The 19,707-nt window shown below is 66.5% G+C and carries 22 protein-coding genes; 4 read left to right on the top strand and 18 right to left on the bottom strand.

The features are described 5' to 3' along the window. Positions 1-103 precede the first annotated feature (103 nt). The 8 genes from HTZ77_RS32220 to HTZ77_RS32185 all read right to left on the bottom strand — a co-directional run bounded on the left by HTZ77_RS32220 (position 104) and on the right by HTZ77_RS32185 (position 6,411). Positions 104-1,486, bottom strand: coding sequence for a tyrosine-type recombinase/integrase (locus HTZ77_RS32220; protein WP_175593494.1), 1,383 nt, complete (start codon positions 1,484-1,486; stop codon positions 104-106). Beyond that, positions 1,483-1,671 (bottom strand): helix-turn-helix transcriptional regulator, encoded by a 189-nt coding sequence (locus tag HTZ77_RS32215; protein ID WP_175593493.1) that lies wholly within the window; start codon positions 1,669-1,671, stop codon positions 1,483-1,485. The genes HTZ77_RS32220 and HTZ77_RS32215 overlap by 4 nt, the downstream gene beginning before the upstream one ends. After that, positions 1,668-3,056 carry a replication initiator gene (locus HTZ77_RS32210; protein WP_328808895.1) on the bottom strand — a complete coding sequence of 463 codons (1,389 nt, stop codon included), beginning with the start codon at positions 3,054-3,056 and terminating at the stop codon, positions 1,668-1,670. Before HTZ77_RS32210 ends, HTZ77_RS32215 begins: the two co-directional genes overlap by 4 nt. A 219-nt stretch (positions 3,057-3,275) precedes the next feature. After that, positions 3,276-3,425, bottom strand: coding sequence for a hypothetical protein (locus HTZ77_RS32205; RefSeq protein WP_175593492.1), 150 nt, complete (start codon positions 3,423-3,425; stop codon positions 3,276-3,278). Beyond that, entirely contained in the window at positions 3,422-4,849 is a 1,428-nt protein-coding gene (locus HTZ77_RS32200) for an FtsK/SpoIIIE domain-containing protein (protein ID WP_175593491.1), read from the bottom strand. Before HTZ77_RS32200 ends, HTZ77_RS32205 begins: the two co-directional genes overlap by 4 nt. A gap of 87 nt (positions 4,850-4,936) precedes the next feature. Further along, the gene (locus tag HTZ77_RS32195) at positions 4,937-5,242 is read right to left on the bottom strand and encodes a hypothetical protein (protein ID WP_175593490.1); all 306 of its coding nucleotides are present in this window, start codon (positions 5,240-5,242) and stop codon (positions 4,937-4,939) included. Continuing rightward, the gene (locus tag HTZ77_RS32190) at positions 5,242-5,667 is read right to left on the bottom strand and encodes a plasmid replication, integration and excision activator (RefSeq protein ID WP_175593489.1); all 426 of its coding nucleotides are present in this window, start codon (positions 5,665-5,667) and stop codon (positions 5,242-5,244) included. The genes HTZ77_RS32195 and HTZ77_RS32190 overlap by 1 nt, the downstream gene beginning before the upstream one ends. A gap of 210 nt (positions 5,668-5,877) precedes the next feature. Beyond that, positions 5,878-6,411 carry a YbhB/YbcL family Raf kinase inhibitor-like protein gene (locus HTZ77_RS32185; protein WP_175593488.1) on the bottom strand — a complete coding sequence of 178 codons (534 nt, stop codon included), beginning with the start codon at positions 6,409-6,411 and terminating at the stop codon, positions 5,878-5,880. 156 nt (positions 6,412-6,567) lie between these two features. Between HTZ77_RS32185 and HTZ77_RS47750 the strand changes: the two genes are divergently transcribed. After that, positions 6,568-6,699 carry a hypothetical protein gene (locus HTZ77_RS47750; protein WP_268960171.1) on the top strand — a complete coding sequence of 44 codons (132 nt, stop codon included), beginning with the start codon at positions 6,568-6,570 and terminating at the stop codon, positions 6,697-6,699. Here HTZ77_RS47750 and HTZ77_RS32180 read toward each other — a convergent pair. Continuing rightward, positions 6,684-7,415 (bottom strand): GntR family transcriptional regulator, encoded by a 732-nt coding sequence (locus HTZ77_RS32180; protein WP_175593487.1) that lies wholly within the window; start codon positions 7,413-7,415, stop codon positions 6,684-6,686. The two genes, HTZ77_RS47750 and HTZ77_RS32180, sit on opposite strands and share 16 nt — an antisense overlap. A gap of 257 nt (positions 7,416-7,672) precedes the next feature. Then, positions 7,673-7,954, bottom strand: a complete 282-nt coding sequence (locus tag HTZ77_RS32175) for a hypothetical protein (protein WP_175593486.1) — start codon at positions 7,952-7,954, stop codon at positions 7,673-7,675. A 346-nt stretch (positions 7,955-8,300) separates the two neighbouring features. Between HTZ77_RS32175 and HTZ77_RS32170 the strand changes: the two genes are divergently transcribed. Continuing rightward, complete coding sequence (locus HTZ77_RS32170) at positions 8,301-9,593, top strand: hypothetical protein (RefSeq protein ID WP_175593485.1); 1,293 nt, start codon at positions 8,301-8,303, stop codon at positions 9,591-9,593. A gap of 391 nt (positions 9,594-9,984) precedes the next feature. On the opposite strand, the gene HTZ77_RS32165 is transcribed toward HTZ77_RS32170, so the two are convergent. From HTZ77_RS32165 to HTZ77_RS32150, 4 genes are all read right to left on the bottom strand, one after another. Next, positions 9,985-10,302, bottom strand: coding sequence for a hypothetical protein (locus tag HTZ77_RS32165; protein ID WP_175593484.1), 318 nt, complete (start codon positions 10,300-10,302; stop codon positions 9,985-9,987). A gap of 349 nt (positions 10,303-10,651) precedes the next feature. Beyond that, entirely contained in the window at positions 10,652-11,146 is a 495-nt protein-coding gene (locus HTZ77_RS32160) for a hypothetical protein (RefSeq protein WP_175593483.1), read from the bottom strand. Between the two features lie 654 nt (positions 11,147-11,800). Then, complete coding sequence (locus HTZ77_RS32155) at positions 11,801-12,370, bottom strand: hypothetical protein (RefSeq protein ID WP_175593482.1); 570 nt, start codon at positions 12,368-12,370, stop codon at positions 11,801-11,803. Between the two features lie 186 nt (positions 12,371-12,556). Then, positions 12,557-14,725, bottom strand: coding sequence for a hypothetical protein (locus HTZ77_RS32150; RefSeq protein WP_175593481.1), 2,169 nt, complete (start codon positions 14,723-14,725; stop codon positions 12,557-12,559). Between the two features lie 219 nt (positions 14,726-14,944). Here HTZ77_RS32150 and HTZ77_RS32145 point away from each other — a divergent pair, with 219 nt between their 5' ends. Continuing rightward, positions 14,945-15,190: a hypothetical protein gene (locus tag HTZ77_RS32145; protein ID WP_175593480.1), complete on the top strand. Its 246-nt coding sequence runs from the start codon at positions 14,945-14,947 to the stop codon at positions 15,188-15,190. Beyond that, positions 15,187-15,705: a hypothetical protein gene (locus HTZ77_RS32140; protein ID WP_175593479.1), complete on the top strand. Its 519-nt coding sequence runs from the start codon at positions 15,187-15,189 to the stop codon at positions 15,703-15,705. Before HTZ77_RS32145 ends, HTZ77_RS32140 begins: the two co-directional genes overlap by 4 nt. Before the next feature lie 209 nt (positions 15,706-15,914). On the opposite strand, the gene HTZ77_RS45515 is transcribed toward HTZ77_RS32140, so the two are convergent. The 4 genes from HTZ77_RS45515 to HTZ77_RS32120 form a co-directional block, all read right to left on the bottom strand. After that, complete coding sequence (locus HTZ77_RS45515) at positions 15,915-16,058, bottom strand: hypothetical protein (protein WP_205304026.1); 144 nt, start codon at positions 16,056-16,058, stop codon at positions 15,915-15,917. Between the two features lie 122 nt (positions 16,059-16,180). Continuing rightward, entirely contained in the window at positions 16,181-17,929 is a 1,749-nt protein-coding gene (locus tag HTZ77_RS32130; RefSeq protein WP_175593478.1) for a bifunctional metallophosphatase/5'-nucleotidase, read from the bottom strand. A gap of 45 nt (positions 17,930-17,974) precedes the next feature. Next, positions 17,975-18,784, bottom strand: coding sequence for a carbohydrate ABC transporter permease (locus HTZ77_RS32125; protein WP_175593477.1), 810 nt, complete (start codon positions 18,782-18,784; stop codon positions 17,975-17,977). Continuing rightward, positions 18,777-19,706, bottom strand: a complete 930-nt coding sequence (locus tag HTZ77_RS32120) for a carbohydrate ABC transporter permease (RefSeq protein WP_175593476.1) — start codon at positions 19,704-19,706, stop codon at positions 18,777-18,779. Before HTZ77_RS32120 ends, HTZ77_RS32125 begins: the two co-directional genes overlap by 8 nt. Between the last annotated feature and the right edge of the window lies 1 nt (position 19,707).

Here is a 19,707-nt window from a genome sequence, read left to right as displayed (position 1 = left end):
CGGAATGCTCGCAGGCGCGTTTCCCCAGGTCGGCGCGGCCGTTTCGAGTCCCGGAACGGCGAAAGGACCCCGAGACGTCCCGGGGTCCTGCTGTGGGTTCTGGTCACGCCGCAAGGGCCTCCAGGATGCGCCGGTTGGCGACGTCCCGTTGGCCGTCGATGCACTTGGCGTAGACGCGGAGCATGACGTCCACGCCGTGTCCTGCCCGTTCGGCCGCTTCCGGAGCATGCACGCCCGCGTTGAGCCAGAGCGAGACAGCTGCATGTCGAAGGTCGTACGGTCTGCCCGCCAGGGGAGAGGCGACCTGATCGGGCGTGAGGGCATACGTGCGAGCCTCCTGCCAGACCTTTGCGTACGCCGATCCCGAGATCACGCCGCCTGTGCGAGTGCGGAAGAGCCGGCCGTCGTCGCCGACCCCGAACGTCGCGATGTGGTCGCGGAGGATGGCCACCAGTTCGGGCGGGATGGGGACAGTGCGTGTCTGCTTGACGTCCCGGTGCTTCAGCCCGCGCTCGTCATGGGCCTGCCCGGAGTCGGTGAACCGCTTGTTGCTCTGGGGCCTGGTCTTCTCCAGAGTGAGCAGGCCCCATCCCGTCTCGGGGAGATGGCAGTCCTTCTGTCGCAGGTCCGCCGCTTCGGCCGGACGGAGGCCGCCGAAGTACATGCACGCGAACATCGCGGCCAGCATCGGCCCCCGGGACCGCCCCACGTAGGTCACCGAGGTCAGCAGCTCACGCGCCTGCTTGGGGTTGACCACGGAACGCCGGTCAATCTCGCCGCTCACCTTGGCCTTGCGGAACTTGACCTTGTGCAGCGGATTTGCCGAAAGCTCTTCCAGCTCCACGGCGTATTCGAGTGCGTGGTGGAAGACGGCCCGCTTGCGGCGGTAGGTCGAGGTCGCCGCGGACTTACCGTCCAGGCACAGCGCCAGGGCTTCCAGGGCAGCACGAGCGTGCTTGGTCTCCTCCAGGGCGCTCAAGGGGAGCGAGGCCGCCTCCAGCCAGCGCACGGCCTTAGCGACTTCCGGTGTCGGGGTCGGCCGGCGGTCCTCAGGCAGGAACGAGTACTCGCGGAGCGCCCGTCGGATGATCTCCTCCGATGGCCGGCCCGGAGCGCCATTGACCAGGACGCGGGTGACGGTGGCGAGCGTGTCGGTCATGCCCTCGCGGGACTTGGCCGCCGCGTGAGGCCACCAGGCGTGGACGTAGGCGACGGCGAAGGAGTACCAGGTGCGGGCGTCTTTGGCCTTGACCATGGAGGTCGGAAGGCCGGTCTCCAGGTCGAACGCCTCGCCCTTCTTGGCCGCCTGGCGCAGGTCGGACAGGAAGCTCTCGGCCAGGCCCTTGGTCTTGAAGGTCGAGGACTTCTCACGGTTGCCGACCGTCCAGCGGACGGTGTGGGAGACGATCCGGGGCTTCTTGCCTGTGCCGTCGGATCGGGTGTTGGTGCGGATGTCCCAGAACTTGACCTTGTAGGAGGTGGTCATGCTGCGCTCCTGAGGGATTCGAGCCAGGCTTCGAGGTCGCTGCGGTAGATGCGGAGTTCGCCGTTGGGCAGGCGGATGCCTTCGGGGGCTTTGCCGATCTCGCGCCAGCGGTAGAAGGTGCGGCGGGAGACTCCGCCGAGTTCGTCGAGGACCTGTGCGACGGTGAGGAGTTCGTCTCGCTTCACGCCGCCACCGCCTCAGTTGCCGAAGGATCTTGGCCGTCTGCCTGGGCTTGGAGCTGTGCCATGTGGGTTCGCCAGCGTTGCCGTTCGGCGACCGAGCGGAGCAGGCGCATGGCGAGCGGTGGCACGTTGGCATCGCCGGCCGGGACGGGCTTCCAGATGTAGCGGTGGGGGTCGGTCGGCTCGTTGGACTGGCCGAGGGCTTCCAGGACCCAGGTGCGGCGGTCTTGGCGGTGTTCTGCGAGGGTCTTGTTGGACCACTTGCGGGAGACCAGGACGCGGCGTCCGGCGTAGCCGAGGTGGTCGGGCTTGTGGGCCTTGCTGCGGCACTGGCCGGGTGTCATCCCAGCTTTGGCGCCCTTGGGCTGGATGCCGTAGCGGAGCCAGTTCGGGCATGTGGGGGAGCAGGGCTCGAAGCGCAGGGCCTCGACCATGCGGGCCGCGTGCTCTCGCTGTCTGGGGGCGTCGGCGTCGAGGGTGTCGCCGAGGCTCTTGGTCAGATACTTCGACAGGTAGCGGATGCACTGGTCAGCGTCCGGGGTGCTGGCGAGCACGCCCTTGACGTCGATCTGGTCGCCGAAGCGGATCACGTGCAGTGGTTCGGCGTCCTCGTCGGCGTCGAGCTGGTCGAGGGCCTGGTGCCAGGTGGGCAGGACCGCGCCGGTGGCCGGGTCGAGGTAGCCGGCGCCGTCCTCCCAGACGGGCAGGTGCGCGCCCTCGAAGACGACGGTGTTGGCCGGTGGCCACCACACCTGGTGGTAGGTGGCGGCGGCGATCTGCTTGACCTCCGCCCGGGGGAGGGTTCCGCGGATGGCCATGTGCAGATGCGGGGCGAGCCGCTTCTGGGACTCCACGGTGGCGAAGTACTGCACGTCGTAGCCGGCCACTCGGCGGAGGTTCTGCACGAAGCGATCGACCAGCTTGGAGAAGTGGAGCGCGTCGCGGGCCGCCCGCGCGTAGTCATAGGTCTCTGGATCGACCGGGACGCCGTCGCGGACCTTGCCGTAGGACGGGAGCGTCAGGGTGACGAACAGCGACGGCCGGTAGACCTTGCCAACCGAGGACTCGAACGTCCGCCCGAGCGTCGTCGCCGTCATCCTGCGCTTGGGCAGGTTCGGCGCGTCCTGCCGCCGCCTGGTCGAACGGGTGCGCTTGGGCGCCGTACGGCCGAGAACACTGCCACGCATGCCCACCTGGTTGATCTCGGCATCCACGCCCTCGATGGCGGCGTCCCAGTCGGCGATGTCCTCACCCGACGCGGCGGCCTGGTCGCGGCGGGCCTGGAGGTCAGCGCGGAACTCCACCAGCCACCGCTGTTCGTCTGTCGGTTCGTCCGGCGTAACGGCCGGCTCCTGGTCGAGATGCCAGCCCTCGCGGCACTGGGCCATGCGGAGCTGCCGGTTGCGCTTGGCGCACGATGGATGGGCACTTGGCGTCCAAGGTGGCTCCGCACGGGACGTCCACGATCTCCCAGTGTCCGGTGTGGACGTCGAGCCGCTTGAGCGGGATGGGCCGGATGCAGACGCCGTACTGCTTGGCGACCTCCACGGCCACTTCACGGGCCACCGGCATGGCCTGGCGGACGGCGCGGGGAAGGGAACGTTCGGTCATGCAGTCCTCCCGTCGTCGGTGGTCACGTGCGCGGACTGGCCGCATTCGCGGCACTCGACCAGGGCGCGGGCCGGGTCGAGCCAGAGCGTGTTGAGGGTGTGGTAGACGGAGCACCGGAGCCCGTCGAGGAAGTGGGCCAGCGTCATGCGGCTTCACCTCGTGCGGTGAAGGTGGCGACCATGGCGCGGATGTCGTCGTCGGAGACGTACGCGGCGCGGACGCGGACGGGTTCGGGTGAGGTCTCCAGCCGCATGTACGCGACGCCGGCGCCCAGCTCGGGGACGGGTGAGATGTGGTCGGCGAGGGCTCCCCGGTCGCGGGCGCCGTCGCCGAGGACCATGTCCACCTGCTCGGACTCGTCCAGCCGGAGGGCGATCTTGTCGGGGAACAGGTTGCGGATGTTCATGACCTCCTTGCGCGGGTCCTGGAGCGCCGCCATCACCCCGACGCCAACGGAGCGCCCTTGCGTCGCCAAGGTGGCCAGAGCAGCCGAGATGCGTTGGCGAAGCTGCTTGTCGGGCTGGTAGGCGGTCAGGAACGCGACCTCGTCGACGAGCACCAGGATGAACGGGTCCTCGACGGTCGGGGTGTGGGAGCGCTGGAGACCGGCGAAGCGGGCCGCGCGCTTCTGCATGACGCTGACGGCCTCGTCCAGCAGATCGGCGCAGTCGGCCGGGTCTGAGGCGTAGCGGCCCCGGAACAGCTCCCGGCCGAACGACAGCTCCATCAGCTTGGGATCGAGTGCCCAGATCTCGGCCAGGCCCGCCCGCATGGCAGGAAGCAGACCGCGGATGGTGTCCCACAGGAACGAACCCTTGCCGGCCCCCGTCGCCCCCGCGATGAGGACGTGCGTGCCATGGACCTTGAGTTTGAGCGGTTGGCCGTCCTCCTGCTTGCCGATCTCGACAGGCCCCACCGATGGCTCATCCGGGATCGGCAGAGCCGGGATCGGAGCGGCAAGAGGATCGCTGCGCGGGAAGGTGAGCAGCAGCCTGCCGCCCTTGATGAGCGCGACGCGGCAGGAGACGGCGCCGAAGCCCTGGGCGAGGTTGTCGGTGCGGTCGCTCCAGTCCTTGACGGCCTGCCCGTCGAGCATGCGGACAGTGATGCGGTCGGCCCAGCTGTCGCACTGGACCTTCAGCAGACGGGGCATGTAGGCCCGGCCGTTAATGCGCCTGGCCAGCCCGGAGACGTCCATGACGGCCTGCCAGTGACGGCAGTAGACCGACATGAGCCGCCACCAGGCAAGCAGCCGCCAGCCGACGAGCCGGGCGAAGGAGTCGCGGGCACAGAAGGCCCAGGCGAGCAGGACCAGGACGACGACCCCGAGCGCCGAGGCGGTGAGGGGCCAGCCGTGCCAGGCATACAGGGCACCGAGCGCGACGGGCACGGCGGAGGCGATCGGGTGGCGCCACAGCGTACGGACCAGCGCGACCAGGAAGCGCCAGCCGTAGATGATCAGGGTGACGAGGGCAGGAGTCTTGAGCACGGCCGGGCGGAAGACGACGGCCGTGTCCGGCGTGGTGGTGACGAGGTTGCGTGCTTCGTCACCGGGCAGCCGCTTGAACATAAGCTTGGAACCTCTCGTGATGTGGAGTCGCGGGAGAAACCCGTGGGCCGCCGGAAGTTGGCGCTTCTGGCGGCCCCGCCTTACGTGTCAGGCCGCCGTCTGGTCGGTGGCCTTGCCGGTGGCTGGCTGCTGGAGAGCGTGGTTGGTCAGGTGGGTCGTGGCGTGGAGGGCGCGCTCCATCGACCAGGCGAAGCGGGCGGCCTCGCGGGCGAGCTGGCGGGCGAACTCCAGGTCCTCGCCGGTCGCCGGACCGGTGGTGGTGATCAGAACCGAGGTGGCGCCGAAGTCGAGTGCCAGCACGGGCTCAGGGCCGTAGGGGTGGCGCAGGGTGCGGGCGGTCTGTCCGGTGGCCAGCCGGATCACGCTGCGGCGCGGGGTACGGCGGCGGGTCATCAGTTGGCGTCCTTTCCGGCCGGAGCCTTGGTCGGAGCGGTCGGGGTGGTCTGACCGGGAGCCCGCATCTCGCGGACCTTGATCGAGTAGGCGAGACGGCCGGCGGCGTTGACGTAGGGCGTGACGGCGAGGCCGTCGAACTCAACCGGCGTGAACGGCAGCCCCGGCATGGGCGCGGGCGGAACCGGCTGCACCTGGGCGAGGATCTTGACCGCGACGGTCTTCTGAGCGGGCTTGAGGGTCGGGTCACCGTCCATGACCGCGACCTGCCAGACCAGCTCACCGGTCTGCTTGTCGCGGGCCTGCACGAACCGGCCGCCGGCGGAGGCGTCGAAGTCCTTGACGGGCTCGACCTCGCCGACGATGTAGCAGCCGTGCGGGAAGACCATGGCGAAGGTGACGGGGATGGGACCTTGCAGAGCCATAACGGCTCCTTCCTTGGATGTCAGACACTTGACCTATCAAGTGATGCTCTGAGAGTAGGCTGCTTAAACTTGCTAGGTCAAGTGACTTGGCTGAAGTGACGAAGCTCTTACTCACGCGATAGACGCGATGTCCGTTCCGACCGAAGACTGGCGGCGTCGAGTGTGGAGAGCTAGGTACTAACACATCGGGGTAATCGGGAGAATTAGCTTCTATTCGGATTTAGGAGCTATTTCGACGGACCGAGCGGCTGAGTCACGTGCCGGGCACACCGAACCTTCGGAGAACACGGCTCCGGCGGGCACATGCGCCAGCGGATACGGTGCAGAGACCCGGGCTTTCCAGGTGTCCTTGCTTGAGATGCGAACGGCGATGGGATGCTCGTACCAACCGGCGGTTGCCGGAAGGTCCCGGATGATGCTGGGGACCTCTGGCTCGAAACGTAGAATCGCCAACGTCTTCCAGCCCTCCGGGATCTGGTCCCAGGCGAGTGAGAACTGCTGTGTGACGGCGATGATGGTGACGGTGGTCCAGGCGACCTTGGCCTCGTCGTAGCGTGGGTAGCAGCAGTCGAACTGCTTTCCCACGGGCAGATCCGCATAGTTGTACGAGAGGAACAAGACTTCCTCGTTCGCGCCGGGGACTGGGAGACCGATGCCCCAGCGTTCAAACGCAACCTCGTTGGCGCGGCTCTCAACCAGCAGGGTCCGTTCGGTGAGCGGCGTGTCTTCCTCGGCCTTGGTCACCTCAGCATTCTTGTTCATGGCACGGCGGGCAGGGGAGCGGTCCCTGCTCGACCGGAAGTTTCTCCACGGTACGATCACCCCAGCTCGTACCCATCGAGTGGCCGGAAGACTTCGCCGGGGACCGTTCGCAACGCCGCAGTCGCCCAGAGCATCTTGATGCCGCCCAGCTACCTGGAGATCCTGGCCGCCCACCAGGTGGAATGCGTGGGCGTCGAGGCATCGGAGCCGGGTCAAGTGATCTACGAGGACCTGCACCAGGTCGTCGCCGTGCCCTACCGCACCGGGTAGGCGTCCTCCAGCTCGTGACGATCCGCCGGAAGCAGCACCTCCACCACCGCCAACGGCCGGCCGGAGGCATCTCGGGCCGCGCCGAAGATCGCGAGAAGCGGCACGTTCTTCGGCATGCCGAGCTGCCTGACCTCCTGGACGGTGGGCATGCGCGCGGTGATCTGCTCCACGATGTGATCGAAGCGGACCCCCTTGCGTGACTGGAGATGCTGCCGGATACCCTGCCGCAACGCCTCACCACTGGTCAGATCAGTGCCCTCGGACAACTCCAGGGGCAGCCACAGTGAGACCAACTCGCTCGGCTCGCCCTCGCGGGTGATCAGCCGCCGGCGTAGGAACGCCTTGCTCTTGGGCTGCGCATCCAGCAGCGCCGCCACCCGGTTGGGCAGCGCCACCGCGCCGGCCTCGACCAACTCGCCGGGGGAGTCCGTCTCCGGGTTGGTCAGGTATGCCTGACCCGTGCGGTTGGACTCCACCGTCGCCATCGCGGGACGGCCGCGCACGAAGCGGCCCTTGCCCTGCTGGGACTCGATCCAGCCCTGCTCGCGCAGCACCCGCAGCGCTGCCACGACCGTGGGTCGGGAGACGCCGAACTCTTGGATGAGCTGGTGTTCGCTGGGGAGCATGGAGCCGGGCGGGTAGGTTCCCGCCTCGATACGCCGTTGAAGGGCCTGCACAAGCTGCGCATACTTCGGCGGCACGGACTCTAGCGACATTATGACCGTCCAACACCCGACAGGTTGTTTTACCAAGTTTGAGAGTAACCTGGCCGAGCACCGCCTGTCCACGCCACTGCGGTAAACGCCAGCCCTCCAGGAAAAGGCCCGGCAGGCAGCCAGGGAGGGATCGGGGGCGACCCTCCCAGGGCGTGGAAGTGACTGCCTGCCGGGCAGGGAAGACGCGACGAGGCGATGAGACGGCCCACCCTGGTCCCCTCCTGGCCAAGGCCGTCACCGCCTCGCCGCGCCTGTCCTCACTTGGCGATGTACTCCGCCAAGACGTTCGCGGCGCCCTCCACATCATCGACCGGATGACGCTGCTCAGCGCTCTGCCAGGAGTAGTACGCACCGCCGTATCCGACGAACACCCACACCGGCAGCCCCGGCTCAGGCCGGTGCACCATCAGCGCGGTGTTGTTGTCGCGCAGCTCCGCATTGACGCCACGACTCGCGAGCCGGTCGCGCAGCCGGATCAAGGCGTTCGCCTCGTCCTGCTGCGCGAGGCCGGCCATGGCAGCCTGCATGACCAAGTTCATCTCCCGCTCCCTTCGCCCTGGCCGTCGCCGAGGCAATCGAGACACTTGCGCTCCTCACTCCGTTCCGCCTCCTCCCCGTCGGCGTCGATCAGGAGAAAGCGGCGCGAGCTCTTGAGCTTGTAACCGCGTCCCCGACACGCACGGCAGGGCCTTGCCTCGCTGTTCTCGTCTGGCCGGGTCACCGTCGCCATCTCCTCGATTCATCCGGCGTTCCCTGTGTCGGGAGGCCGCTTCACATACCTTGTTGGTTGATGGCAAGTCCACCGTCAAAAGGAGAAACGCAGGACCCCCGAGTGGCCCCCCTCTAATCCCCTCTTGAGCCCCCAGCCGGGAGGAAGGCCCGCAGATGCCCGAGAACATTCCCAATGTCCAACTCCGCGCTTGGCGCAATGAACACCAGCTCACGCGCGCCGAAATGGCCGACCGAATTAACAGCACCCAAATCGGCATTGCGGAACGCCTAACCTGTGACGAGGAGCGCATCCGGCGATGGGAGGCCGGCGAAGTTCGCTGGCCACGCTCGCCGTACCGGCTGGCACTGACGCAACTGACTGGGTTGCAGCCGGAGGCGTTGGGATTCTTGCAAGCCAGGCAGACGGGCAGCCGCCTGATCGAGGCGTCGGCCATCCTGCCGATGGACGCCCTACGGGCCGAGGCCGACCTGTACGGAACCATGGAGCTCGCCCAGCAGCTCCAGGCATCGGACGTCGGTACCGGCACTTTGGAAGCTCTTGCCGAGGCCGTCGATCTGCTCTGTCGCGCATATCCCGTGGTGCCGGCCGGTACGCTCCGAGACCGGACGCAGAAGCGCCTAGCCCAGGTCAACAAGCTGCTCGCCGGCCGCCTCACCCTCGATCAGCACCGCGAACTCCTCGTCATCACAGGCTGGCTCACCGCCCTACTCGGATGCGTCCACTACGACTTGGGTGAGCGAGAGGAAGCCGAGACGGCTCGCCGAGCCGCCTTTGAGATGGGCCGACAGGTCGGGCACGGCGAACTCATGGGATGGGCGCACGAGATGTCAGCTTGGTTCGCTCTGGTCGAAGGCCGCTATGAGGACGTGGTGACCGCCGCTCGTATGGGGCAGGCCGTCGCTGGCCAGACCAGCGCCATGGTCCAGCTCACCTTGCAGGAAGCTCGCGGTCTGGCCCGCATCGGCGATCGCCGTGAGGCAGATCGCGCACTGACCCGCGGCGCTGAAGTCCTCGGACGCCTGCCCATGCCCGACAATACCGATCACCACTTCGTGTTCGACCACGCCAAATGGGTCTTCTACGCCGCCACCTGTTACACCTGGCTTGCCGACGACGATCGCGCCGAAGAACACGCTCGCGAGACGATCCAGATGCACACCCGACCTGACGGCACGTCCAACGCCCCCATGCGCGTGGCCGACGCCCACATAGACCTCGGCATCGTCCACGCCCGACGCGGCGACCTCGATGCAGCAGTCGAGAATGGCATGGCCGCCTTCGACATCGACCGCCGGTCCCTCACTGATTTGGTCAACCGCGCCGCGGACCTCGACCGCGTACTACGCCAGCGCTACCGCCGCGAAGCACTTGCCGAAGAGTTCCACGAACGATTCGTGACAGCCCGTCGAGCCCTCGCGAGCCGCCGTCCGGAACTGCTCGATTGATCGACTTGCGGCCACTCTGCTGCATTGCCGAATTGATCTGTTAGGTATCAAGCGGCGGCGCGGCGCGCCGCCGTACTCCGGCCCTCCGCCCGCCCGCCGTCCGGGCGTGCGGCCTGGGGGCCGGTCCCGGACGGCGGCGGGACACCGGGCCGACCGCCGCACGCCAACCTCGCCGTACTTGCCGAACGCTCCGACCGGGGTTGCCGCGCCACCGCACAGATGCAGCCCAACGATCGCCACGGCATGGCTGGTCGCCGGACATGGTTGGGGGCGATCGAAGGTCCAGGGCTTCGTTCCTCAGCCCGGGCCCACCGGGCAACAGGCTGATCACCGTGTGCATCACGAACTGGAACGGTGGCTTGTCCAGCGCGTCGCCGATCATTCGGCCTCGCTACGATCCGCGGGTGCGCCGGCACAATAGGACGATCAGCCCTATCTGGACAACAAGTAGCACCAGCGCCATCAGTCCCGATGTGGCGGTCATCTCTTCCTCTGATAGCCCGCCAGCACATTCCGTAATGTTGCCGCCCTCGTATAAAAGGGTGCAGTCGTGTCCAAGGATCACGGTAGCGATGAACCAGTTGGCAAGCAGAAGGGGGACCGCGCCTAAGATAAGGAGCAGTGGGATGCGGTTCATCCTCTCACCCGCCGGTTTGACCTTCGCCGGAACAGGTTCGAGACGCCCGCCTATATCGGAATCACGATTCACTCCGAACACTTAAGCAGAGGCAAGCGATCATGACAAGGTCGGTACGGTGCACTTCCTGTGCAATATACGTGCAATGAACATGGTTCGCATCGTGGTGAGACACGGTCATGCCGCAGGCGGAAGGCCGTATCTCAGCCGCAACGGTCACGCGCTGTAAAACCATCGCCAGTCGGCGCGCGTGCCCGTTGCGTGCCTGATAGGGCGGTGATCAAGGGGAATAGCGGGGACTTACGGGCAGGGCCGCACGGCACCTGGCCAGCGCTGGAGCACGCCAGGGGATCGTGAGCCGAGATCTTCCAAACTGGCTATGACGATTGGCGACGGTCAGGGGGCCAGAGCCCGCTCTCTTTCATTTCATGCGTCGTAGTCGCGCCGCTTTCGCGATCTCTCCAGCTTGGCATCGGAGCTCATCATCAGTTGGCGGCGTGCTTCGTAAGGCTTCCCAATCATCGACGAGGATCATGAGCTCTGTGATCTCGGGCGGGTGGCCGCATAGAGGTGAGAGTTCGGTGATTAGGAAATCGGCGCCAGCCGAGATGGGTAGCGTGCCGTCCTGCATGGCTAGTGAGATATCGTGCGCGACATCCCACGGCTCCTGCTGGATATCCACTGGGGGCATTCCGCATTCGGAAAGCACCTGACGAAGCAACGGTTCAATCTCCGAAAGGGGACCGACCGCGAGGGCGTATCCGGCTAGTTCGAGCGTACTGGGCGTGTCGATTCCGGCTCCGATCAGGTCGCAGGCCATCCAACCTGCGTCTGCAACACGACCGACGAGCCGTTGGCGGAGCAGGTCACCGCGAAGCTCGACAAGGTACGCGTGCAGTTCCGCCGAGAGTTGCATGGGACCAGTATTGTCGTGGCAGCATGATCCGGAACATGCCCGGAATGCTCAACGATGCCAGCCTCGCGACCAACTGACTATCCGCAGCTCAGTAACGGGGCGGTGCGCTATGAAGGCGATCCACTTCTAATCCGACGGTCGCAGGTTCGAATCCTGCAGGGCGCGCACTTCACCACCAGGGGAGACCCCCGCCTGAGCTGCACTGACGCAGTGAGGCGGGGGTTTCGTCTGTCCGGCTGTCTACGGCTGGTACCGATCGTTTGCGGGTGGCTCTCCCCAATGCGTCCCCGCGGTTCCGCGCCGGGTACGGATCATGGTCCGCGATGGTCGTCCCTCAGAGCCTGCTCGATGCGCTGCCTCGCGACCTCGTCTTGGCCAACGATGCACTTGGCGTAGATCCTGAGCAGGACTTTCACGCTGTGACCTGCCCATTCGGCCACCTGCGTGGCAGGTACGCCGGCGTTGAGCCAGGTCGAGACGCAGGCGTGGCGGAGATCGTAGACCCGTCCGGCCAACGGGGACTGTGCTTCCTTGCTCGTCAGGGCGTTCTCGCGGGCTCCGGCCCACACTCGCCGGTAGGTGTTGCTGGGCAGTTCACCTCCGCGGACCCCGGTGAACAGCCGTCGGCGAGGTGGGCGCGGAGCAGCTATGCATTCAGCGTTTCAAGGGATCCTCAGCGATGTGCGCCGTATGGAGAAATTCATCCGCCTGCTCGGTCGTGCCCAGGGTGGCGATGGCGCTGGCGACGATCTTCAGCAGGTCCTCGCGGCCGCTCTCGGACAGGCCGTTGACGAAGTCATACAGAATCTGGGCGGTCACCACCCAGCGCGACCGGGGGCTCCACTCGTTGAGGCGCCGGACCACCTCGTCGACGTCCATCCCTTCGCGTGCCCCGCCGATGCGTTCTGGGATGTCGAGCATGGCGTAAAGGCGAGCAGAGGCGGGATCGGCGAACATCACCTCCCGAAGAAAGTCCGCGCGCGCTTTGACCTGCCTGCGGGCGAGCTCATCCAGCTCCTGCTCATGGAGCAATCTCTGCACTCGCTTCGCGGCACGCACGGTTTCGTCATCGGTTGTCAGGGCAACTGTCGCTCGCACCACCTCGACGCCCTCGCCACGTAGCGGCAACCTGTCCCGCAGTACTGCTTCAACCTTCTCTTCAGCGTCTTGGAGGCGCAGGACGCTCGTCTCTCTGACGGTCTTCTCCACGATGCGCCGGGTCATACGCGCGACCGTACGAGGGGTGACCGGCCCTCCTGACGTGGACAGGTCACGGCGCCACTCGACGCGGATGCTGGCGTCGAAGGCCAGCCCGGCGTTCGCGGTGTCCAGCCGGTCCGTGAAGACATGAACCGTTACCGGCGAGGGCGTGGCACGTGCGGAGCGTCGGCGCAGAAACCCCATCGCGGGCTAGGGCTCTTCGTCGCTGGGCTGCTGCTGCAACTGATGGCGCATCGTCGTGGTCAGATCGATGTCGAGCAGTTGGGACAGTTGACCATATATCGCCCTCCGCTGCTCCCGAAGCGCGTCGTCCCCCTCTTCCGACCAAGCCACGACGTATGTGCGCAGCCGGTCACGACGCTGTTGTGCCCCTTCCGGGCCGCCTGGAGCGACGGCTTGTCGCAAGGAGCTCAGTATGGACGGAGCTAAGCCTTCGTCCCGAAGCGCAGCCGACATCCAGAGGCTTACGGCGGCCTTGGCTTCCATCGCCTGGGCGGAGCCGTGCGTTTGATCGAGCAAGGTTCTCCAGCCGGTGGGGAGCATTGTCACGGTGAGATTTCGCTCTGTCTCATCGGCGCTGTCGAGCAGTAGCGGCATTGAAGGGTCGTCAGGGCCGGCAGCGCTGGCAAGGGCGGCGAACGCCTGATGACCGCCGGCTCTGCTCTCATCCATTTCATCGCACCAGGAGGTGATGAACGCTAGTAGCGACTGGCGGAGAGAAACCTCGGTCCACAGTTCGCGAACTGTTTCGCGAAGGGCGTTGATCACCTGCGCGTCCGGAGGCGTGGTGGCCCTCTTCAAGCGCCTCAGTGCTTTGACCGTGTGCACGCGGCCGAAGTCGCTTCCGCATACGGCGATGACGGCTTTTTGCAAAGAGGGGCGGCCGCTCTTGGCCCAGTTGAGAAGAAGCACATGCAGATAAGAGGCAGTCTCTCGCGCTGCGGCGGCAGACACTAGCTCGACCAGGACGCTCCACATGCGACCGGTCCGGCTTCCGGTATGCGAGGTGTGCCAGGCCTCGGCCAGCGCGCGGAGGGGTTCCTGCCGTTGATGGCGTACCGCCCACCGAAGCGCGAAGGAGACGATGCGCTGAGCCAGTGCTTCCCGATCCTCCTGTCTAAGGCCTTCCAGCGCTTCCTGGCGATCCTTGATGGGTGCATCGGCCAGCCACGCGAGGAACTGCTTCCGGGCCAAGGGCCGGTCGATCCAGAAGTACTCAAGGACCGCATCGTCCCAACCGGGTCTGGTGAAGATGATGGTGCCCTCGTCGGATATCTCACCCTTGACTGTGTCAAGCAACTCGATGACACCTGGTGACGTCTGTCCGCTGGTGGAGAGTTCGACTTTTTCTTCGAAGGTTGCGCTGAGGGCCGCGGCGTTGGCGTACACGTTCGCCACAGGTGCGCCGCGTAGCACGGATGCGGCCAGAAGGAAGTTGCGCTCGACGCTCGTCCGCCCGACCTGCCTGTGCCAGGTGAGTAATTCTCTGGTCCAGTTGTGGCGCGCGTCGACGACGCTCTGCACCAGTCGCTGGAACTCGTTGCGCCCTTCGTCGGTTTCAGCTCGGTAGTCGGGATGTTCCGTGGATGACCTCAGAGCGCCCCTGTGTGCTGACAAGATGAGGTCGACGACTTGCAACGCGTCCGTGGGGCGCGCGTCGTGGAGAAGCCGCTGGATCTCGACTGCGCCCAGCCATAGATGGCGGGGGAGATCCGGTTCTTCGGCGGACAGCCATTTCGCGGTGATTTCTTGCGGAGAGGCAGGGGTGATCGAAGGTGCGATGTCGTGGGGGGACCCCATGCTGATGCGGCGCCACTGATCAGGATGAGTGAGGATGATAAGCCGGTTGTTCCGATTTTTCAACTCATCGCAGAGAGTTCCGATCCGGCTGCCGAATTGCGGCGAGACCTGAACTTCTGACTCTTCCTCATCTGCTGGCAGGACCAGCAAGAAACCCCGGTTCCACTGATGGGGTAGTCGCCGGACGGGGAAGTCGCTTGCGCCGCCGTAACGGAGGGTGCGCGCTTCGGAAATCAGTCCGTCGTCAAGGAGGCGAGCCAGCAGGGCGTAGGCCAGCATGGTGCGGCCTGAATCGGGTGGCATGCTGAGCACGAGCACGGAACCTGGTTCGCGAAGGCGACCATATAGGTCGTCACCGTTTTTCGGCTTGGCGAAAACAGTTTTCACCGCAGTAAGAAACGGGAGCTCGATCTCGTCGTGGTCCACGGTGTGCTCGAACACCTGCTTTACGGCGATCATTTCACCATAATTGAGCAGGGCCTGCTGGCGGAGTCCGGTGACGAGATCGCGAGTCTCTCGATCCAAGCGGTCCTGCTCGATATACTGCGGATCGCCCATGTGACCTCTTTCCCTGAATCCTGGAGCCACAATACGACGAAGATCAGGCAGTGGATAGACCGTTCCAGAGGAATGGGGAGTGGTTGTAGCGATGAAGGAGTGTCGGGAGGGGACGTGGATGGGCGGCGGACACACGGGCTGATCGTGGGTGGATCTGTGCTGTGCGGGGTCACGGCGGGTGTGCTCACCAACCTCGTGACGAGCGCTTGGAGTTGGGGGTTGGCCGTTGCACTGGCGGTGACGGTGGTTTTCTGGGTCTCATTGGAGATCGTGAGAGCCCGGCGCGAAAGCGGGACTGCGGCAGTGAGCGTGGCGCAGAGAGTACGGCGGGTGGCAGGGCGCGTCATCGGCATGCGAGGCGATGGCGGTGGCGACATCCGGCAGCGAATCGGAACGGTGGCCGACGGCGGCGAGGTCATCGGTTACGACGGCACCGGCGAAGTCGAGGGGACGGAGGCGCGATGAGGCTGGACGATCTGTCACCGGAGACGCTGGCAGGGGGTGGCCAGGACCTGAGCGCGTTCGCTCTGGAGGTTCTTCGAGCCGAAGGGCGAGGGAAGATCGAGGTGTCACTCCCTGAAGCCGGAACGCTCGCCGAGACGCCACGCAATGTCCAGATTGCCAACACGGAGATCGACCTCGCCCGCGGCACGCTGCGGAGCCTGCGCGGCGCGGTGCGGGATGCTCTTGAGATGCAGGAGCGACACCGGCTCTCCACTGCCGAGCGGACCGACTTCGCCACGCTGGTCGGCGCCTTGCGTGGGATGCTGGAGGGCCTGTTCAGACAGCCTCTCCGTTTTCCTGGGGAGGAGCGGGCGGGTGCGACGACGCCGAACGTCAAGCAGACCGTCACCCGTGTGAGGGGAACGCTTACGGGTCTGAGGTCCCCCTGGGCGCGCGGGCTCGCTGCGGACATCGACCAGGAGATTAAGATCATCGAGCCGGGGGGAAGCGTTATCGGCATCGATCTCACACGCTGACACCGTGTCACCGGGACTGCGCCTGCCGAGAACTACATCCAAGCAGTTCAAACTGCATGTGAGTACTCATGGAGAACTCCGCCGAGCCGATCTCTTCGGCGCAGGTTCAGGTCGGTGATTCGCTCGGGGGCTGGGATCGGGTCCGGGGCGGGACGCAGCGGGGCTGCTTGGGCCAGGGCTGGTGGGCGCGGTGCTGGTCGTAGAACCGCTCATGCTCGCGCAGGCGTGATGCCGGCCTCGGCGAGGACCTCCTCCATGAGGGCGGGGAACTTCCCATCCCGATCTCGGATCGGATAGGGCTCCCGGCAGCCCGCATCCTCCAGATCCATCACCAGATCCTTGATCGCCTGCATGACCCAGCTCGCGTTCGGATGCGCGGTCCAGGCGAAGCAGCACGGCCGATCAGCATGCCGCACAGACAGTCCGGGCGGGCCCGCGGGGGTGCGGGGGACGCGGGTCCCCCGCACCCGGGGTCCTACGTCAGCGGCACCGCCCGGTCCAGGGTCGGCGGGGCCACCGGCCCCTGCCGCAGGTAGGCGCGCATGGCCTCGTAGTCGCGGTCGCCGCGCACGGCGTCGGTGTACCCCGCGAAGGCGGTGTAGCCGTCGGCGCCGAGCAGCGTGTACGCCAGCGCGGCGAGCCGGTAGGTCCTGCCGGTGTCGAGCGGCTGCCCGTTCACGATCACGTCGGCGGGGTTGACCCGGTCCCCGACGGGCCGGTTCGCGGAGTAGGAGAAGCGGACGTTCTTCGACACGGCCAGCGGCGCGAACTTCACGGTGCCGTTGGCCTGCGTCTGCCACTGCTGCTCCAGGGCCTGCTCGATCTGCGAGCCCTTGACCGAGACCGTGAGCACCGGGTTGGCGTAACCCCACGCCGCCCACGACTCGCCCATGAGCACCTGGCCGTCGCTGTCGGCGGGGTTCGGGCCCTTGGCGAACCTCAGGTCGCCGCGCAGGGAGTTGGAGCCCTTGGTCGGGGCGACGGCCACCATGGCCAGGTCGGCCTTGCCGCCCTCGGTTCGCTGCGAGTCGAAGTAGACCACGTCGGCCACGGTGTTGCCGAGCGTGCTCTGCCCCGTCGCGTCGCGGGTCCTGGTGAGGTCGCCGGTGATGGTCCCGTACGGCTGGGCGTAGGTCTCCTTCTGCTTGGCGTTCCAGTGGTCGACCAGCTTCACCATGGCGGGGTCGGGGGTGACGTCGCGGGTCACGGGGTGGTTGACCGCGGTGGTCTCGGACCTGATGACGTCGCGGGTACGGTGGTCGAGCTTCAGGTTGATCTCGTTGATGAGGCGGCCGTGGTTGGCGGCCTCGACGACGGGGCGGGGGTTGCCCGCCGGGTCGGGGAGCGAGCAGGTGAAGTACCAGTGCCAGTGGCCCGTGACGATGACGTCGATGTCGGGCGAGGCGTTGGCGGCGAAGTCCCAGATCGGCCCGCTCTTCTGGTCGGCGCAGCCGTTGTAGTCCTCTCCGGCCTTGCCTCCCTCGTGCACGTTGGCGACGATGGCCCTGACGCCGCGCCGCTTGAGGATGGCGGCGTACTTGTCGGCCGTCTCCACCAGCGGCAGGTTGTCCAGTGACGGCTGGTAGGAGGTGGAGCCCTCCACCGTGGTGGGCGTGGTCAGGTTGATGAACCCGACGGGGATCCCCTGGAAGCGCTTGATCACGTACGGCGGGAGCACCGGACGGGTGTCGCCCTTCCGCGTGATGTTGGCCGTCGAGATGGCGAAGTCGGCGCCGTGGAACTGCCGCCCGTCGGAGTCGGCGAAGCAGCTGTCGACCCCGATCTCGCCGAAGCACTCGCCCTCGCCCATGTGGTCGCGCAGGAACTCCAGGGACCGGTCCAGCTCGTGGTTCCCGACCGTGGTGAACTCCACCTTGATCTTGTTCAGGAACTCGATCGTGGGCTCGTCGGCGTGGTAGGACACCTCGGTCGGCCAGCCGCTGAAGTTGTCGCCGGCCGAGAACGTGACCGTGTTCTCATGGCCTTGCCGGAGCTGGTCCAGATGCGTCGCCACGTACGGCGCGCCGCCCACCACCAGGGTGTTCCCCTGCGGATCCTTGATCGTCCCGTCGGTGGCGTTGTTCTGCGGGGTGATGTAGCCGTGGAAGTCGGTGAGGGACAGCAACTGCACGTCCACGGGCTTCGGGGCGGCCAGTGCCGGTGCGGCGGAGGTGGCCAGAGTGACGCCTAAGGCGACGCCGATCCACTTGAGACGGGAATGCACACATACTCCTCGATAGGGGATACAACGGGAGGAAAGACTGGTGGGTCAGCCCTTCGAGCCGGTGAACGCGATCCCGGCGATCAGCTGCCGCTGCATGACCACGAAAAGAACGATCACCGGCAGCGAGGCGACGACGGACCCGGCGAAGAGGATCGGGTAGTCGGTCAGGTACTGGCCGCGCAGCGAGGCCAGCCCGGCGGACAGCGTCATCATCTCCGGGTCGGTGTTGACCACCAGCGGCCAGAGCAGGCTGCTCCAGGACCACATGACGGTCAGCAGCCCGAGCGCCAGCAGCCCGGGCCGCACCAGCGGCAGCATGATCCACCAGTAGATCTGCAGCGGGTTGGCGCCGTCCAGGCGCGCCGCCTCGTCCAGCTCCCTGGGCAGCGTCTTGAAGAACTGCCGCAGCAGGAACGTGCCGAAGGCTCCGAAGACCCCGGGGGCGATGAGCGCCTGGAGGCTGTTGAGCCAGCCGAGCCCCTGCATGATCTCGTACCGGGGCAGCAGGAACAGCTCCCCGGGCACCATCAGCACGGCCAGGAACAGCATGAAGATCGGCCCGCGCCCGGGGAACTCCAGCCGCGCGAAGGCGAAGGCCGCGAGCGAGCAGAGCAAGAGCTGCCCCGCCGTCACCGCCACCGTGACGATCACGGTGTTGAGGAACTGCCGCCCGAGCGGCACGGTCCTGAACACGTCGGCGAAGTTGTGCCACTGCCAGGAGGGGACCGGCATGGGCGGCACCCGCATCGACTCGGTGACCGTCTGCAGCGAGACCACGAGCTGCCAGACGAACGGCGTGATCATGATCAGCCCGCCGACGAGCAGGACCGCGTACACGATCCAGCGCCTACTCATAGTGGACCCACCGCCTCTGCAGCCTGAACTGGAGGGCGGTCAGCGCGAGGATCAGGACCAGCAGCACGACCGCGATCGCGGCCGCGTAGCCGCGGTTGTTCTGCACGAAGCCCTGCTCGTAGAAGAGGTAGACGATCGTGCGGCTCCCCGCCATCGCCGGGCTCTTGGTGTCGATCATGAGGTAGACCAGGTCGAACACCTGCAGAGCGTTGATCAGCGTGATCACCATGACGAAGAACGTGGTGGGCGTGAGCAGCGGCAGCGTGATGCGGAAGAACTGCCGCGTCCTGCCCGCGCCGTCGATCGCGGCGGCCTCGTAATAGTGCTTCGGGATCCCCTGCAGCCCGGCCAGGAACAGCACGGCGTTGTACCCGAGCGAGCTCCAGATCCCGACCACCGCGATGGCGTAGATCGCGAACTCGGGGTCGGAGGCCCAGTAGGGCCCGTCGATCCCGATCTCGCCGAGCAGGTAGTTGATCAGGCCGAAGTCGCCGTTGTACAGGTAACGCCAGGTCAGGCCGACGGCCGCGGGCATGGTGACCACCGGCAGGAAGTACAGCGTGCGGAAGAAGCCGAGCCCGCGCAGCCCCGGCACGTTGAGCAGCGCCGCGATCACGATCGCCAGCGGCACCCCGATGAGCACGAGCACGGAGTAGAGCAGCGTGTTGCGCAGCGCGCCGAGCATCTCCTCGTCGCCGAAGAGGGCGGCGAAGTTGTCGAGCCCCACCCACGTCTGCCCGCCGAACACGCCGGACTCGGTGAAGCTCAGGTAGAGCGTCTGGACGATCGGCCACAGGTAGAACACGGCCAGCCCGAGGGCCATGGGCGCGATCAGCCCGTAACCCCAGAGCCAGTCGCGGCGCGGCCGCCGCCCGGGCCGGGCCGCCGCCTTGGCGGCGGCCCGTTCCTCGGTCAGCAGCATC

It is taken from the genome of Nonomuraea montanisoli (assembly GCF_013363975.1).
In the GTDB taxonomy this organism is placed as follows: domain Bacteria; phylum Actinomycetota; class Actinomycetes; order Streptosporangiales; family Streptosporangiaceae; genus Nonomuraea; species Nonomuraea montanisoli.
This window is presented reverse-complemented; position numbering and strand designations above follow the sequence as displayed.

Excerpts from the sequence above, each read along its gene's own strand:
- HTZ77_RS32220 (WP_175593494.1), bottom strand. The coding sequence starts at position 1,486 with ATGACCACCTCCTACAAGGTCAAGTTCTGGGACATCCGCACCAACACC.
- HTZ77_RS32210 (WP_328808895.1), bottom strand. The coding sequence starts at position 3,056 with ATGGCCCAGTGCCGCGAGGGCTGGCATCTCGACCAGGAGCCGGCCGTT.
- HTZ77_RS32205 (WP_175593492.1), bottom strand. The coding sequence starts at position 3,425 with ATGACGCTGGCCCACTTCCTCGACGGGCTCCGGTGCTCCGTCTACCAC.
- HTZ77_RS32200 (WP_175593491.1), bottom strand. The coding sequence starts at position 4,849 with ATGTTCAAGCGGCTGCCCGGTGACGAAGCACGCAACCTCGTCACCACC.
- HTZ77_RS32195 (WP_175593490.1), bottom strand. The coding sequence starts at position 5,242 with ATGACCCGCCGCCGTACCCCGCGCCGCAGCGTGATCCGGCTGGCCACC.
- HTZ77_RS32190 (WP_175593489.1), bottom strand. The coding sequence starts at position 5,667 with ATGGCTCTGCAAGGTCCCATCCCCGTCACCTTCGCCATGGTCTTCCCG.
- HTZ77_RS47750 (WP_268960171.1), top strand. The coding sequence starts at position 6,568 with ATGCCGCCCAGCTACCTGGAGATCCTGGCCGCCCACCAGGTGGAATGC.
- HTZ77_RS32180 (WP_175593487.1), bottom strand. The coding sequence starts at position 7,415 with ATGTCGCTAGAGTCCGTGCCGCCGAAGTATGCGCAGCTTGTGCAGGCC.
- HTZ77_RS32175 (WP_175593486.1), bottom strand. The coding sequence starts at position 7,954 with ATGAACTTGGTCATGCAGGCTGCCATGGCCGGCCTCGCGCAGCAGGAC.
- HTZ77_RS32170 (WP_175593485.1), top strand. The coding sequence starts at position 8,301 with ATGCCCGAGAACATTCCCAATGTCCAACTCCGCGCTTGGCGCAATGAA.
- HTZ77_RS32160 (WP_175593483.1), bottom strand. The coding sequence starts at position 11,146 with ATGCAACTCTCGGCGGAACTGCACGCGTACCTTGTCGAGCTTCGCGGT.
- HTZ77_RS32155 (WP_175593482.1), bottom strand. The coding sequence starts at position 12,370 with ATGACCCGGCGCATCGTGGAGAAGACCGTCAGAGAGACGAGCGTCCTG.
- HTZ77_RS32150 (WP_175593481.1), bottom strand. The coding sequence starts at position 14,725 with ATGGGCGATCCGCAGTATATCGAGCAGGACCGCTTGGATCGAGAGACT.
- HTZ77_RS32140 (WP_175593479.1), top strand. The coding sequence starts at position 15,187 with ATGAGGCTGGACGATCTGTCACCGGAGACGCTGGCAGGGGGTGGCCAG.
- HTZ77_RS45515 (WP_205304026.1), bottom strand. The coding sequence starts at position 16,058 with ATGCAGGCGATCAAGGATCTGGTGATGGATCTGGAGGATGCGGGCTGC.
- HTZ77_RS32125 (WP_175593477.1), bottom strand. The coding sequence starts at position 18,784 with ATGAGTAGGCGCTGGATCGTGTACGCGGTCCTGCTCGTCGGCGGGCTG.
- HTZ77_RS32120 (WP_175593476.1), bottom strand. The coding sequence starts at position 19,706 with ATGCTGCTGACCGAGGAACGGGCCGCCGCCAAGGCGGCGGCCCGGCCC.